The sequence below is a fragment of the Hymenobacter psoromatis genome (genome assembly GCA_001596155.1).
Lineage (GTDB): Bacteria > Bacteroidota > Bacteroidia > Cytophagales > Hymenobacteraceae > Hymenobacter.
The window spans coordinates 5,231,276-5,244,843 of sequence record CP014771.1 but is presented as its reverse complement, the minus strand read 5'-3'; the positions used below and the strand labels follow the sequence as shown (position 1 = coordinate 5,244,843).

General features: G+C 52.1%; 14 protein-coding genes, 1 tRNA gene and 1 pseudogene. 8 read left to right on the top strand and 8 right to left on the bottom strand.

Annotated elements, in window-relative coordinates:
• Positions 1-66: 66 nt before the first annotated feature.
• Positions 67-1,074 (bottom strand): type I glyceraldehyde-3-phosphate dehydrogenase, encoded by a 1,008-nt coding sequence (locus tag A0257_22310; protein AMR29558.1) that lies wholly within the window; start codon positions 1,072-1,074, stop codon positions 67-69.
• 263 nt (positions 1,075-1,337) lie between these two features.
• Between A0257_22310 and A0257_22305 the strand changes: the two genes are divergently transcribed.
• Positions 1,338-1,412 (top strand) — tRNA-Glu (locus tag A0257_22305).
• 543 nt (positions 1,413-1,955) lie between these two features.
• Positions 1,956-2,876 (top strand): hypothetical protein, encoded by a 921-nt coding sequence (locus tag A0257_22300; protein ID AMR29557.1) that lies wholly within the window; start codon positions 1,956-1,958, stop codon positions 2,874-2,876.
• 182 nt (positions 2,877-3,058) lie between these two features.
• On the opposite strand, the gene A0257_22295 is transcribed toward A0257_22300, so the two are convergent.
• Positions 3,059-3,289, bottom strand: a complete 231-nt coding sequence (locus A0257_22295; GenBank protein AMR29556.1) for a hypothetical protein — start codon at positions 3,287-3,289, stop codon at positions 3,059-3,061.
• 297 nt (positions 3,290-3,586) lie between these two features.
• Between A0257_22295 and A0257_22290 the strand changes: the two genes are divergently transcribed.
• Complete coding sequence (locus A0257_22290; GenBank protein ID AMR29555.1) at positions 3,587-3,856, top strand: hypothetical protein; 270 nt, start codon at positions 3,587-3,589, stop codon at positions 3,854-3,856.
• Between the two features lie 368 nt (positions 3,857-4,224).
• Here the strand turns inward: A0257_22290 and A0257_22285 are convergent.
• Positions 4,225-4,725, bottom strand: a pseudogene (locus tag A0257_22285) (XRE family transcriptional regulator).
• A 476-nt stretch (positions 4,726-5,201) separates the two neighbouring features.
• Between A0257_22285 and A0257_22280 the strand changes: the two are divergent.
• The 4 genes from A0257_22280 to A0257_22265 all read left to right on the top strand — a co-directional run bounded on the left by A0257_22280 (position 5,202) and on the right by A0257_22265 (position 7,473).
• Positions 5,202-5,618 (top strand): hypothetical protein, encoded by a 417-nt coding sequence (locus A0257_22280; GenBank protein AMR29554.1) that lies wholly within the window; start codon positions 5,202-5,204, stop codon positions 5,616-5,618.
• A 90-nt stretch (positions 5,619-5,708) separates the two neighbouring features.
• Positions 5,709-6,317, top strand: coding sequence for a hypothetical protein (locus A0257_22275; GenBank protein AMR29553.1), 609 nt, complete (start codon positions 5,709-5,711; stop codon positions 6,315-6,317).
• 100 nt (positions 6,318-6,417) lie between these two features.
• Complete coding sequence (locus tag A0257_22270) at positions 6,418-6,858, top strand: hypothetical protein (GenBank protein ID AMR29552.1); 441 nt, start codon at positions 6,418-6,420, stop codon at positions 6,856-6,858.
• A gap of 66 nt (positions 6,859-6,924) precedes the next feature.
• On the top strand, positions 6,925-7,473 hold the full coding sequence (locus A0257_22265; GenBank protein AMR29551.1) for a hypothetical protein: 549 nt from the start codon (positions 6,925-6,927) through the stop codon (positions 7,471-7,473).
• A gap of 329 nt (positions 7,474-7,802) precedes the next feature.
• Here A0257_22265 and A0257_22260 read toward each other — a convergent pair whose 3' ends face one another.
• The 5 genes from A0257_22260 to A0257_22240 all read right to left on the bottom strand — a co-directional run bounded on the left by A0257_22260 (position 7,803) and on the right by A0257_22240 (position 12,944).
• Positions 7,803-8,957, bottom strand: coding sequence for a hypothetical protein (locus tag A0257_22260; GenBank protein ID AMR29550.1), 1,155 nt, complete (start codon positions 8,955-8,957; stop codon positions 7,803-7,805).
• A gap of 8 nt (positions 8,958-8,965) precedes the next feature.
• Positions 8,966-9,406, bottom strand: a complete 441-nt coding sequence (locus tag A0257_22255; protein ID AMR29549.1) for a hypothetical protein — start codon at positions 9,404-9,406, stop codon at positions 8,966-8,968.
• A 907-nt stretch (positions 9,407-10,313) separates the two neighbouring features.
• Entirely contained in the window at positions 10,314-11,057 is a 744-nt protein-coding gene (locus A0257_22250) for a hypothetical protein (GenBank protein AMR29548.1), read from the bottom strand.
• Between the two features lie 917 nt (positions 11,058-11,974).
• Entirely contained in the window at positions 11,975-12,478 is a 504-nt protein-coding gene (locus tag A0257_22245; protein AMR29547.1) for a hypothetical protein, read from the bottom strand.
• 100 nt (positions 12,479-12,578) lie between these two features.
• Complete coding sequence (locus A0257_22240) at positions 12,579-12,944, bottom strand: hypothetical protein (GenBank protein ID AMR29546.1); 366 nt, start codon at positions 12,942-12,944, stop codon at positions 12,579-12,581.
• Between the two features lie 103 nt (positions 12,945-13,047).
• Here A0257_22240 and A0257_22235 point away from each other — a divergent pair, with 103 nt between their 5' ends.
• Positions 13,048-13,320: a hypothetical protein gene (locus A0257_22235; protein AMR29545.1), complete on the top strand. Its 273-nt coding sequence runs from the start codon at positions 13,048-13,050 to the stop codon at positions 13,318-13,320.
• The last annotated feature ends 248 nt before the right edge of the window (positions 13,321-13,568 follow it).

Sequence of the window (13,568 nt, the reverse complement as noted above, 5' to 3'; positions counted from 1 at the left end):
CTATCGTTCTGACATTGAACGATAGTAGTCAGTAGTCCCTGGTCATTTGTCATTAGCTATTACGAATTAGCTCACCATTTTCTCACCCAATTTCTGGATGAGGTCGGCGGTGCGGGTCGAATAGCCCGTTTCGTTGTCGTACCAGCCCACTACTTTGGCCAGCGTACCGTTAGTTGAAGTCAATTCTGAGTCGAAGACGCACGAGTGCGGATTGCCCACGATGTCGATGCTCACAATCGGGTCGGTGGTATACTCAATAATGCCTTTCATGGGGCCTTCAGCGGCCGCCTTGAGGGCATCGTTGATTTCTTGCTTGGTAGCCTCTTTTTTCAAGATTACGGTCAGGTCGGTCAGCGAGCCGTCCGGCACGGGCACGCGCATGGCGATGCCATCGAGTTTGCCTTTCAGCTGGGGCAGCACCAGGCCGACGGCTTTGGCAGCCCCCGTGCTGGTAGGGATGATGCTGTAGGCAGCGGCGCGGGCGCGGCGCAGGTCTTTATGGGGTGCATCCTGGAGGTTCTGGTCCGAGGTGTAGGCGTGCACCGTGGTGATGTAGCCTTTCTCAATGCCAAAAACATCGTCCAGCACTTTGGCCATCGGGGCCAGGCAGTTAGTGGTGCAGCTAGCGTTCGAGATGATGGTTTCGTCACCTTTCAGAATGTCCTCATTCACGCCGAGCACTACGGTCGGGATGTTACCGGTAGCCGGGGCCGAAATCACGACCTTTTTAGCACCTGCGGTAATGTGCTGGCCCGCGCCGGCCTCATCCACGAAGCGGCCCGTGCTTTCGAGCACGATATCCACGCCCATTGCCTTCCAGGGCAGCAATTTAGGGTCGCGCTCGGCGAGAGCCACGATATGCTGGCCGTTCACGGTCAGGCTGTTGTCATCGTAGCTCACCGTGCCGTCGAAACGGCCGTGCACGGAGTCATACTTGAGCAGGTGAGCCAGCGTTTTGTTGTCAGTCAGGTCGTTGATAGCCACAACCTCCACGTTGTCGCGCCCGAGCAGCGACTTGAAGGTGAGGCGACCAATGCGGCCAAAGCCATTGATGGCGACTTTGATTTTTGCCATGATATTGGAAAAAATAGAAAGAGTAGCGGGCCACTATGGCAGCCCAGGTGATAACGCGCTGCGAAGGTACGGGCATTGACGGCTTTACCGTTATCCCGCTACCAGCAGACCAGCATTCTTACGGTTACTGACCTCATTTGGTAGGGTCTTCGATTTTTTTCACCTGAAAATCAACGTCCTTATTGCTGCCAGCGCATTTTTTTCGGCCCTTAATTTGGTTTGAAAGGCCGTCGCCGTATCTTTGCACCACCAAAACGAAAAACGGTCCGTTCGTCTAGGGGTTAGGACAGTAGATTTTCATTCTACCAACAGGGGTTCGATTCCCCTACGGACTACTAAAAAGCCGCTCTACAGCACGTAGGGCGGCTTTTTTATTGTTTGGGGTACAACATAGGGTACAAGTCAACTTTTTTCAAATCTTAGCCGCTCGCCTTAAGGTCTTAGACTGCCGCTGGGTAAAGGTTGGGGAGTTACAAGGTCGCGTCGACGGCTTGGGCCAGCGCGGCCTCCGCAATGCGGTAGCTGGCTTTGGCTGAGGTGGTCGGGTAGAAATGGACACGACGAAAGTAACTTTTCCTTGTCATGGAAGCAGCAAAACCAGCCGGCAAACGGCCTAAAAACAATTATGATGCGGCCTTTCGGGTTGAGGCGGTCCGCCGCGTCACTCTCAGGATGGCCAAGCGGCCACGCGTGTGGCGCAGGCGCTGGGCATAAGCGAGGCGCTACTCGGGCGCTGGGTGCGTGCCGCCCGGGGCCCAAGCTATTCGCCCCGCAGGTAGCGAGGCGCTGGAGCAGGAGAACAAGCAGTTGCGGGCCCAGTTGGCCCGAGCGGAGATGGAGCGCGATATTTAAAAAAGCGCTGACCATCGTCCAAATGCTTGATGCGCATTTTCACAAAAGATGGGCCGATGAAACGCTCCACGTTCATTGCCTTACACGCCGACTGTTGGCCCGCGCGGCAGCAGTCTCAGGTGCTGGGCGTCAGCCCCAGCGGATATTATGCTTGGCGGAAACGCACGCCCACCCCGGCGAGCGAGCCCGCACCTGCCGCCTGGCAAGTAGCGACCCAGCGCGTGTTCACCACGCATGCCGGCCGCTACGGCCAGCGCCGCTTACGGGCCCAGTTGCGGCGGGAAGGGTATGCAGTGGGTCGGCAGCGGTTGCGTGGCTGGCTCAGCAGCAGTAGCTTACGCGCCCTCTGCACCCGAGTCGGCACCCGGCCGCCGCGCACTACCCAGGTCGACCAGCAGGCTATCGCCGCCGCCAATAAGCCCGCCACTAGGCCGGCGGCCACGGCCCCCAACCAAATTTGGGTCGGCGACATCACCTACCTCGCCCTGGCCACAGGCCAGTGGGCGTATCTGGCCTGCTGGCGCGATGCCTTCTCCCGGTGCGTCGTCGGCTGGCATGTGAGTGAATCGCTGCATACGAAGTTGATTCTGACCGCTTTTTACCGGGCCGTGGCTATCTGCCAGCCCCCGCCTGGCTTGCTCGTGCATACCGACCGCGGCAGCCAGTACACCAGTGAGGCCTTCACCACCCTACTTGACCGGACCCAGGCCATTGCCAGCCTGAGCGGGCCTGGTAATCCGTATGATAACGCCCTGGCCGAGAGTGGCTGGAGCATACTCAAAACAGAGCTACTGCCCCGTGGGGCCTGCTTTGCTGACCTGCAAGAAGCCCGGCTGGAATTAGCGGAATACCTCGACCACTACTACAACACCCAACGCTTGCACTCCGCCCTATGGTACTGCACCCGGCTCAAATTCGAATTCCACTACCGTTTTAACAACCTGCCTTAGCTTCGTGTCCACTGGCACTCGACCACCCCGGCTTATAACCAACGAAATAATTTAGGTAGTCCTAAAAATGTAATGCTGCCTAAATTGGCGGTAGTTTAGCATGGGGCCGTTTCAGTTATCCGGTGGCTGATTTCATAGCGGCCGAGAATCGACGCAGCATTACACTTTTAGGACTACCTAAATTACTTATAATCTTCGGGCAACTCATTCTCTCTTCCTATCCAATCCCGATAATTACCTTTCTTAATTTTCGTAAAGGCAGAAACTACTGCCTTTACAAATTGCTTAGTGTCATTATTGTTAATTGTATATTTTGATATGCTCTCGGTAATAACAATACCCCACTCCTCTTCCAAAATAATTCTCCAACTCTCAAGTCCTACCTCTTTGCTAATTTTTCCAAGGTATTGCATAAGTCTGAAAATAGCTACCGCAGACGCACTATATTTTACTTTAGTAGAGACAGATTTAGGACTCTTTCGTATCCCTGAAGGTAATCCAATCCATAATTGTTTTGCATAATCAGCTATTTCCTCCTGAGTCTCTCTGCCAGTTGGAATACATAAGCTTGCTAGCGATAATATAGCTTCTTCAGAGACCTTATTGCCAGCCGACTTATTTTCTTTATTGTCTAGTGGATTAGCACGCAGCAGAGTTTTCTCCGCTGATGCATGGAGTCTTTCACTATAGTTTGAAAAGGAATTCAAAATATGCTTAGGGTATTTAAGCTTTATATCTATTACTTCTATTCTGCAATTAAATTCCTTGATAGACATCAAAGCATTTTGTTGACTAGAGGAAAGCCCTTTAACCTTATCATGAGACCAAGTATATACCTCTTCGTGAAATGGAAACTCTCGCAGCAAATAGGTTCGGTAGTCAGACAAATCCCTTCTATCTTCCACATTTATATAATTCCGTTGATGCGGCCATTCTACGCCCGAATTATAGTACACCCTCTGCGAATCAATAATTTTTAATATTTTCTCTTTCTTATCTCTATCTAATTTACTTTTTTCTAAATAGTTCTCCATACGCTTCAGATGCCTGCCAAAGGACTCCCAACTAGTCGACATATATTTCTTCGTCCACTTATCAAGGTCATCACGAATATCATCTAATTCTAACATTCTAAATGCTTTGAAGGCATCAGAATATGTCTTATGCATCTCTACAGCATTGATACTAGTCATAATCGACAAAAGTTAATCACTTATTATTTATGCTTATCATAGGTTATTAATCTCACGTCCGTTCTACTATCTCATCCTAATTGGGAATGTGAACCATCTGCGAACCAGCGCGCTAATCTTGGGCTAAGGGTGATTCGTCCGTCAGTGGATTCTTGATAAATCAGCTGGCCAACTTTTTGGACGAATTTTATTGGAATTTTAGGATTATTGAGAGCCCGTCTGCTAGTCTCACCGTCACGTTGCCAATGGGCTTCCCATGTACTGAAATAGGGCTCTAGCACTTGAGGGCGTGCCAGATAAAGTTCGACAACCTCAATCCCGGCATACACACAGAAAAGCCAATTCACCTGACGATATCTGGCTAAGACATCAGGGCTTAAGTGGTGATGAGTAGAGAAAGCTGCGGTTAGACTTCGGTTTACTGCTTTCAATTCGTACTCATTACCCTGTTCGTCCTGTGCATCATTATCTGCACTACCTGGTAAGTTGCGGAGTTGGGTGATAATGAGCGTTTGGAGGAGCTTACCCCCGTTATCCTGAAAAATATCTACAATGCCGAATTCGCTAGCTAAGCGCTGGTATTCTCGCAGGTAAGGAAGTAAGGCATTGAGCCGGTCGAGAGGTGAGAGCTTACTGCTCTCTGGGTTGCTCGGCACCGGTTGGCTTCCTTCATCCCCGAAGAGCTTAGCAATCGGTACTCCCAGCGCTAAAGCCAAGCGGTCGATGATTTCCACACTAGGGCTATTGCGGGCATTCTCGATGTTGCCCACGTGCGTTTGGTTGACTCCCGCTGTCTCAGCCAGGATTTCCTGCGTGAAGCCCCGCTGTTTACGGATTCGCCGAATATTATCAGCTAACACACGGTGGATCGCGGAACTAGCGGTAGAGAGCCCCATGAGTAAGGGTAAATTTTAGGACTCAAAGGTCCCCGTGCGCTCTCGCCGTACCTCGCTAATATTTTAGGTATTTCGCTTTGAAAAGCCCGCTATTAGCTCCATATTTGCACTCTAAACAAACACATGACCAAGAAAACAGTATCCGACAACCCGAACCATGTGTCGCGCAACAAGGGCAGCTGTCAGCGAGCCCCTCGCAGAGTCAGCTAATCCATTCAGCCATTTATGTCTCACGCTTGGAGGCTTTGCACAGACAATTATCCTCTGCCCTTGTGAACGAGGAGCTGAATCCGTTTTACTACTTTATTCAAGTAGATGCCACTTATCTTTTTACCTTACCACCACTCAGCCATATTGAACTGATGTCCAGATTCCGCCTACCAGCCCTGCACACCTCGTTTGCGCGCCTGTTCGAATCTCCAATCACCGGGGCATATACAGCACTAACCCTACTGCTCGGTGGGCTTGCGAGCAGCCTAATTTTCCCAGTTAATGACTTACCGGCCTGGACCAAGTACCTACTTATGCTACTTACGATGGGCTGGCTGGCCCGGCTTTGCGACTCAGCGGCCCAACGCTGGGCCTGGCTCGGCATCATGAGCCTGTTGGTATTTGGCCTGGGGCTAGAGATAAGTACCCAACTATTACGCTGAGCATGCCCACGTGTGAGTGGCCACTTCCGAGAGCCGCCGCACCGTTGCTTCCTACCACATCCTCTCTCCTACTCTCCTATTTTACCAACCATGCATACTTGCTTTATTGCTATTTCGCTGACCACTTCTATGTTAGCTATTACCTTGGTGAGTAGCTGCTCCCACGCCCCTTCTGAAACTACGGCTACCCCGGCCGCCCCTACTGCTGCCGCGCCGCGCTCCTACGGCACGCGGGCCGACTCGCTCGACGGGATGCAGGGCCACCGCTTCGGCGAGCCCCTCAGTAATTTCCCAAAGCTCATCCTTGTCACGAAAGAGGATGAGCAGGGCGTGCGCGTCTATCAACTGCCTAGCGGCCAGGAGCGCGGCTGGTTCGGCAAGCACGCTAAGGATTTCTCGACCTACTACCAGTTTCAGGACGGCAAATTCGCCATGTTCCGGGCCGTCACTACGGGCATCGGGGCCAATCGCACGGCCATGCGCGAAGAAGCCCGCTTCCTCTTCGGCCCTGGCAAAGACCGCAACGACCAGATGAGCGGCCTAGACTGGGAAGGGGAGCGGGTGTTGGTAAAGTATTCCGAAAAGCTAACGTTTCCCGTGCAGTGCTGGCTGGAAGTGTACAGCAAACCGCTGCTGACGGTGCAGCTGGCGAAGCGGCAAGCGCAAATGCAGGTGGATAACGCCCTGGACAAGCCATAGCGGTCTGGGTTAAGACCGGCTCCGGCTACCATCTCCTGTTTCACCCCTTTCACTCCCGGTACTCATGCCCCCTTCTCGTCTTCCCTACGCCGTACCGTTCGTGCTGCAATTGGCCTTCGACCTGGCTGATTTCAAGCAGGTGCGTGCCCACTGGAAAAAGCATTTTTTGCGTCGGTTCCGCCCCACTGACCCCGTGCACGCCCTGATGGGGCGGGTGCTGCACCAAATTCGCACGGACGGCTACGTGGTGCGCGAGTCCTACGTGTTCCCGCTAGATGAAGTGGCCGTCGCTTCCGAGGATTGCACTCAGGAAGAACAGGCCCGCACCGCGCTCTACCAGTTGGATTCAGTGTGTTTTTTCTTCGAGATGCCTACCCAGCAGATTTACGTTCCCCGGCACCTGCTCGATAGCACCCAACCGCAAGGCAGCCACTACACCAGCACGAGCGTGACAGTACTCTTTAATCCCCAGCTGCGCGAATACCTGCTCAACGTGGCCCAACTCGATGAGTTATTTCCCCCGACCCAGCCCCCGCAGTAGCCCGCCAGGCGGCAGCTTACCTAACCGGGTCCCGCGACCCGACTCTTCCCTGTTTATCCTTAACTCATGCAGCATTTTATCTCCCTGCTCCTGCTCGGCGGCGTGCTGGCCGGCACCCTACCCCGCCCGGCCCAGGCCCAGATCATCGGCAAGTCCGTCCCCGAGTTCACTACCGCCGCCGGCACGGTGATTCACACCGGCGACACCTTACGCCTGGGCCGGGGCACGCTGCCCACCGGTGACTTTCAGTACGTATTCGTGCCGGAAAATATGTTTACCGGTAGCAAGCAGCAAAACTTCACCTCTCAGATGAGCAATCTCTCGGTGCGGGTGAAGGACATTCGGCTGCAACGCTCTCGCAACTTCGGCGACAAGACCGTGGCCGTCATCAAGGCCAACACCTTCAATGGCTGCGTGGACCTGAACGCGGCCGAGGCGGCGGGCGAAATCATCACGGCCCACACCCGGAGTACTGCCGTCTCGGCCGCCGCGCCGGCCAGCATGGCTCCGCCCCCGAGTACGGCCGACGAGCTGCTCAAGCTTAAAAAGCTCTATGACCAAAAGGTGCTTACCAAAGCCGAATACGACGCGCAAAAAGCGAAGCTGTTGAGGTAGACTATTCTCCTGGTAAAACTGGCTACCATTAAGCCCGTGACACTTCATATGCTTGATAGCCGCTCTCCTTTCAGGATGTGACCCGTATACACTATTCTTCGGCTAATAATGCTGGCCTGCATGATTACCATTCCATAGGTCAGCACCACCAAGACTAAATACCGGACCAAAATAGACAGATTAAGTTGACGCTGTTGATTGCAAAAAAATATAACTTTACCGGGCAAACTGTCTCCAGCACTACCTACTGCTGCGCCAAGAGAAACACAGGGGAGTATCTTGATTCACGTCAATCATCACAGTTGCTTTTTCCTACACCTTAAATAGGGTTACATATCATATTCTTCTTCCTGGTCTTCTATTTGCTGCTCGGAAATTTGTACGCGGCATAAATCATTCTGAGTACCCTGCGACCAGCCAGTGGTGTCTTGCGACCGCTTGGCTACTTCTTTTTCAGCGGCAGCTTTATCAATGGCTTCCTGCTGGGCTTTTCTCGCCTCCTCTTCCTGTGCGGCCCGCTGTTCTTGTGCGGCCTGCTCCTGCACGTAGCGCGCGCGCTCGGCAGCTCGTTCCTGGGCTTGGCGCTCTTGCTCAGCTAGGCGCTCCTGCTCACGGCCTTCGGCTGTCTGCCGCGCTTTTGCCTGCTCCATTGCTTGGATAGCCCGGTCGTTTTCTTCCAATTCGGTCAGGAGTGCGCGTCCCCCTGGGGTAGCCTGCGCCTGGACCCGGTATTCCGCCAGCTGCTGTTCCGCCTCCGGGATTTTACCATAGCGTAACTCTGCCACTAGGCCATAATCTCCAGCGCGCTCCGCTTGGTCAGCCTGCACCCGCAAAACTGATGCTACTGGCCAAGCCTGGCGTAGGTCGTCTAACTGTTGCGCAGCTAGCTCCTGCCCCCTTTTTAGGAGGTCGGCCGGCAAATTGCCTTGAGCAACCTGCATAAGCAGCTTATTCAACTCAGCAGTGTGGCGTTCCCGCTCAACTGCGTGGCGCTCCCGCTCAGCCTGCGCCTGATTAATTTCCTTGGTCATCTCAGCTCGCGCCGCATCGGCTTTATGGAGCGAATCGCTCGCCCAAGTACGTGACCGCTCCGACTGTTCGGCGGCCCCTGATGCAGCTACTGCCACCGCCCCGACCACACCTAGCCGCTCGTTTACCTGCCTTACCTGACGGGCGATTTCTGCATTAATCTCCGCTTGTTTCTCCCGCTGCCATTCATCTCGACCTATTAGCGGTGGCTTGGGCAGCACGTAGGGTTGCGGCTCATTGGGTTTCACCAGCGGCGCTAATTCCGCTGCCTTTTCTCCCCCCAAAGCGTACATCTGACGCATCGTTTTATGTTTTGCTCGGCTGCCTTTGACACCTCGCTCCAACGCAAAGGGCTGCATAGCTTCCGCGAAATCGGTTTGCAGTTTTGACAGGGTTTCGGGAGAGAACATGTCCCGAGCCGAGAGACGTGCGCCCTTATTCTCATTCAACCCCACTTCCCCGGCTAGCCCACCACCCTAGGTACCACGAAACACTGAAAGTGAGGGGACTTCTCGTCCTGGTGCAACTTCATGGCAACTAGATTATCGCCCCACTGCTGCTTGGCCCAAGCCAGAGTTTGCTTCTCCCACTCACTGCCGCGCATATCCGCCGCCTGCCCCGTCTGCTTATCCCGCTGCCAAATTTCCGCCGTCGGCCCGGCGGTTATTAGCACCTCCACGCATAATACAGCCCCCTCACGCGGCTTACCTAATTTGGCCGCTTCCATGCGTTCATCTACCAATTTCACGATGGGCTGGTTCTCGACATTCAAATACTCCTGATTCATATGACGTCTCTCTTCATCAGCATTTGGCGTGTATTTGCTGCGGTTATTATGAGCTTGGCGCTGCCCAATACCTTGTCTGGTCTTTATCTTTTCGATGCGAATAATAGCGTCTGCCATATGGTGATTATGAGCGGCTGTAAGGCCTAATAAATGGATTAAACAAGTTGCTAAAAACCTCAAGATGAAAGATAGATTGCCAAAAAGCGAGTGTGTCTTTTAGCCTTTGTATAGTGTGTTACATCCTACCTCCCCTAAAATCAATCAGACCCCTCGTTCACACTCAAGTTAAGGCCATCACTTTGTATCGCCAAACTGGCTTTCACAAACAGACCGTCCTGTTCTCTTCGTAAATCTTTCTAGCCACCCTAAAGACGCTTATATTATCCCCATACCACCTTCCATCATCGTTATCCAGGTGGTAGCGATAATCTGCCCTGTTGAATACGTTCCCGACGCTCTTGCTCCAACTCCTTGATTTGGATAGGCCGACTTTCTACTGGGGGAGTACTGGCAAAAAGCAGGCTCAACGCCTCCTGTAATGCCTGCTTCTGAGAGTAATTATAATTACCCCCAGACCGGCGAGCGTGTACATAATCTCGTAGATGTTCCAGATGATATCGACTCAACACAAAGGTTTGACGAACGTCTCCAATTAGGATTGATGCTTCTACCTTACCCAAATTTCTCTCAGTAGTATTACCAGGTTTACTACTGTTACTAGTACTACCGATGTTATCTGCGTTACTCGTATCATCTCTTTTTATAGTCTGCATACCTTCCCGCTTGATACCAGTGTTATGCATAACACCAGAGTTACTAGTATTACCTGATACTACCGTATTATCAATGTTATTGAAATTAGGGTCAACAGCGGGAATTACCGCCGACGTTTTAGCTGGCTCGGCGTCGTCAGTCAGGTCAAAGAAGTCCCGTTCCGAAGCCCGCTTAGCATGGGCAACTAAAGCAGGAAGCGGTGAATTTTTAAAAGTCTTAGCCATGAGTGATAGTGATAAAAAGGCCCGAGTTAGCGGTTAATAATCTCTGCTACCAACGCTTGGTAGTCGGCCGAACCAGCACTATTAGGTGCATAGCTAAAGATGTCCTTTCCGAAATGTGGAGCTTCTCCCAATGCGATACTTTCCCGAATGACGCTTTTTAAGAGTAAATCGGCATATTGGTTTCGCAATGTTTCAGTCGTTTCCCGATGCAGGATTTTATGCTTATTATAACGGGTGAAGAAGAAGCCACCCATTACCAATTCTGGGTTTACTCGTCGCTGTATTCGTCTGACCAAATCTAGGACTTTTTCCAGACCATCGACTCCGTACATCTGCGCTTCTAAGGGGACGTACAGGACCTGGGCACAGGCGTAGGCATTGAGTGTAATCAGTCCAAGACCGGGGGGGCAATCCAGTAAGATGTAGTCGCATTGCTCTCTCAACGGTTCGAGTAATTCTTTGAGTAAAAACTCCCGGTCTACTTCGTCCCCCTTGGCCTTGTCGAACCCTGATAGAGCTGGTGAGCCGGCTACCAGTGCTAAGTTCTTCAAGAGCGGGTAGACTTCTAACTCGTATTCGCCTAATAGGGCTCCGTACACATTCTTTTCGGCCGCTACTACGCCTAGACCTTTGGTTAAATTCGCCTGTGGGTCAAGGTCTACCAGGACAACACGCTGACCAATATGAGATAGGCCTGCCCCAATATTGGCAGTAGACGTAGTTTTTCCTACGCCACCCTTTTGATTAGTAAACGCTATAATGGTGCTCATAAGTTAAAAAACGTTGAAATTATTATCAAATACTTTTAATAGCAGCAATAATTTCACTGCTAGCGCTAGCTGGATACCCATTATTCAAGAACTTATCTCCCCGCCTCGTTGACATATGTTGCCCGAGAAGCAATACTGGAAGCTGGAAACCAGATTAACCTATTCCTAGTCGTTCTTCCAGTTTCCAGCTTCCGATGTTATCCCACGCTGGAAATACATCGTTGGAAATTTCCGGCTTCCAACGTCAAGGGGTTTCTACTGGCCGGAGCGAGAAAAATACTTCTCGTCCAGCTTGTTGTTTGACTAGCACGCACAAACCGCCAGCTTCATCCAACAGATAGTCAGCGCCTGGCGCAGTTAGTATTGCCAAACGTTTGCGAATTGTGCGGACATCAGTTGAAAATTGTTTAGCTAATTGATTTTCGAGTTGATTGGCTGACTGTTGGGTAATCAGCAATGAAGGCAATTTTTCTACAATATTAGCAAGTGGAGCTTTTCGAGAACATGTCTCTACTTCTTCATTTAATGTAGCTAAATGATTAACTTCCGCATCTAATCCTACCATTTCGAATCCCAAATATCCGGCGTTTGTATTCAATTCACAAACTACTATCCCATATAACTCTTCATCTGTGCGATTCTTAACTTGTTTTAAGTATCGTGTAGTAGAGTTTTGCACTGACCGGCCAATGAAAAATACACTATCAGCAAAGTTTGATAGGTTTTTACTGCCAGCTAGATGATTTAGAGAAAGAGCAACACCAGATGCCAACTTAGGGGTATGAGCTAATACTAAACTAGAAATTCCTTTTTCTATTTGCAATCGCTTCAACCCGCGCATAATACCAATGCTTGTATCAGCATCGGCGGTAGTTTTTAATGCTAAAGCAGTAATGTTATAGCGAATTCGCAAACGCTTAAACCGCTTTTTGGGCAGGTTTGGTGTGGTAGCCACAATGGTCAAACCAGTTTTGGGCGTCCTGACTACTAATCCAGTCGATGGCCTCACGTACGGCTTCTTTTAGGGCCTCGTAGGAACGGGCGGCGCAGGTGCGCAGCTTGGTTTTGAGCTTGCTCCAGGCCTGCTCGATGGGGGAAAAATCGGGGGAGTACGGGGGCAGAAAGACCACGTCCACGCCCCGCTTGGCCAGCCACTCGCGCAGGCCCGCGAGGTGGTGCACGGGCAGGTTGTCGAGCACTAGCACATCGCCCCGGCGCAGGGTGGGGGCCAGGCACCGGCCTACGTAGAGGGCGAAACTGTGCTTGTTGAGGGGCTGATGGAGCAATTGCAGGGCTCCAAGCCCGCGCACGGACAGCGTACCAATAAGGGTGTAGGAGCGGCCCCGACGCAGCGGCACGGCCCCCCGGACGCGTTGCCCACCCACCGCCCGGCCGTGGGTGCGGGCGTAATCCAGCCGCAAGCCCGTCTCATCCAGAAAATGGAACCGGGCAACATCGGGGCGGGTGCAGACCTGTTCGACATGGTCCTGACGGGCCTGGCGTACGCGCTCGGTGTCGCGTTCAGCCGCGTGGGGGCTTTTTTTTTCGCCGCAGCTCGTGTTCGTCCAGCACTTGCCAGAGGCAGGTTTGGCCCACGGGGCGGCCCCCGCTGGCCTGCCAGGCCTGGTTTAGCTCGGCCAGCGTAGCATCGGGGTGTTGCGCCACGTAGGCCACGAGCCAGGCTTGGGCGGCGGCATCGAGGTAGCGGGCCCGGCCGCCACTGGCCGGTTTGGGGGCCAGTGAGCCGGTTTGTTGCTGCTGGCGAACCAGGCTTTTGACAAAGGAGCGGCTCACATCGAAGCGCCGGGCAACGGCGGCTTTTTTGGCCCCCGGCTCCTGGCAGGCCGCCGCCACCCGGGTACGTAAATCAAGCGAGTACGGGTTCATAAACGCTAATACGACAAGTAACTGATAGTGGCTTAACTGTTTGCGAATCCGCTATATCAAGAACAATTACTTGAGCACCTGTGCGTTCAAGGTCGGCACTAATATGTTCGAATGTGAAAGTAGCTACATCTTCTGCGTTAGGATTAGTATCGACTCGCAGAAAATCATCGCAGAAAGAGAGATTTGCAAATCGTTTTTCAAATTGCCGGTCAGTCAATTCAAAATCATAGTAAAGCAATCTCCTTCTTTCCTCGCATCTAAAACCCAAAAACTCTGTTCGGTCAGAAGCTATAAGATTAGCAATATGTACTGCCAGTACACTTTTGCCAACCCCAGTGTCACCAGCAAGAATAGCTATGCCTGGTGTCTGCCATAAGCAACCAAATAACTGCATTAACGGCGGAGAATTTTTCGCATCTAGTAGACATTGCTCAGCAGTACGAATGCGCGTTATGGGCTGTTGAAGAAAACCATTGACTGTATCAGGCGTAGGAGGACGGTATTGCTTCCGATTAATTAAAGGCGTATAGGGCTTGCTATTATGAGTCTCGGCATCGTGGCAATAAATACCTTTTACCGTTGCTTGAATTCTTTTTTCTCCATGTCCTCGTAATGCGTCGTGGT

Coding starts and splice junctions, on each gene's coding strand:
- A0257_22310 (AMR29558.1), bottom strand. CDS start 1,074: ATGGCAAAAATCAAAGTCGCCATCAATGGCTTTGGCCGCATTGGTCGC.
- A0257_22300 (AMR29557.1), top strand. CDS start 1,956: ATGCGCATTTTCACAAAAGATGGGCCGATGAAACGCTCCACGTTCATT.
- A0257_22295 (AMR29556.1), bottom strand. CDS start 3,289: ATGCAATACCTTGGAAAAATTAGCAAAGAGGTAGGACTTGAGAGTTGG.
- A0257_22290 (AMR29555.1), top strand. CDS start 3,587: ATGCTTAGGGTATTTAAGCTTTATATCTATTACTTCTATTCTGCAATT.
- A0257_22275 (AMR29553.1), top strand. CDS start 5,709: ATGCATACTTGCTTTATTGCTATTTCGCTGACCACTTCTATGTTAGCT.
- A0257_22265 (AMR29551.1), top strand. CDS start 6,925: ATGCAGCATTTTATCTCCCTGCTCCTGCTCGGCGGCGTGCTGGCCGGC.
- A0257_22255 (AMR29549.1), bottom strand. CDS start 9,406: ATGGCAGACGCTATTATTCGCATCGAAAAGATAAAGACCAGACAAGGT.
- A0257_22250 (AMR29548.1), bottom strand. CDS start 11,057: ATGAGCACCATTATAGCGTTTACTAATCAAAAGGGTGGCGTAGGAAAA.
- A0257_22240 (AMR29546.1), bottom strand. CDS start 12,944: ATGAACCCGTACTCGCTTGATTTACGTACCCGGGTGGCGGCGGCCTGC.
- A0257_22235 (AMR29545.1), top strand. CDS start 13,048: ATGTTCGAATGTGAAAGTAGCTACATCTTCTGCGTTAGGATTAGTATC.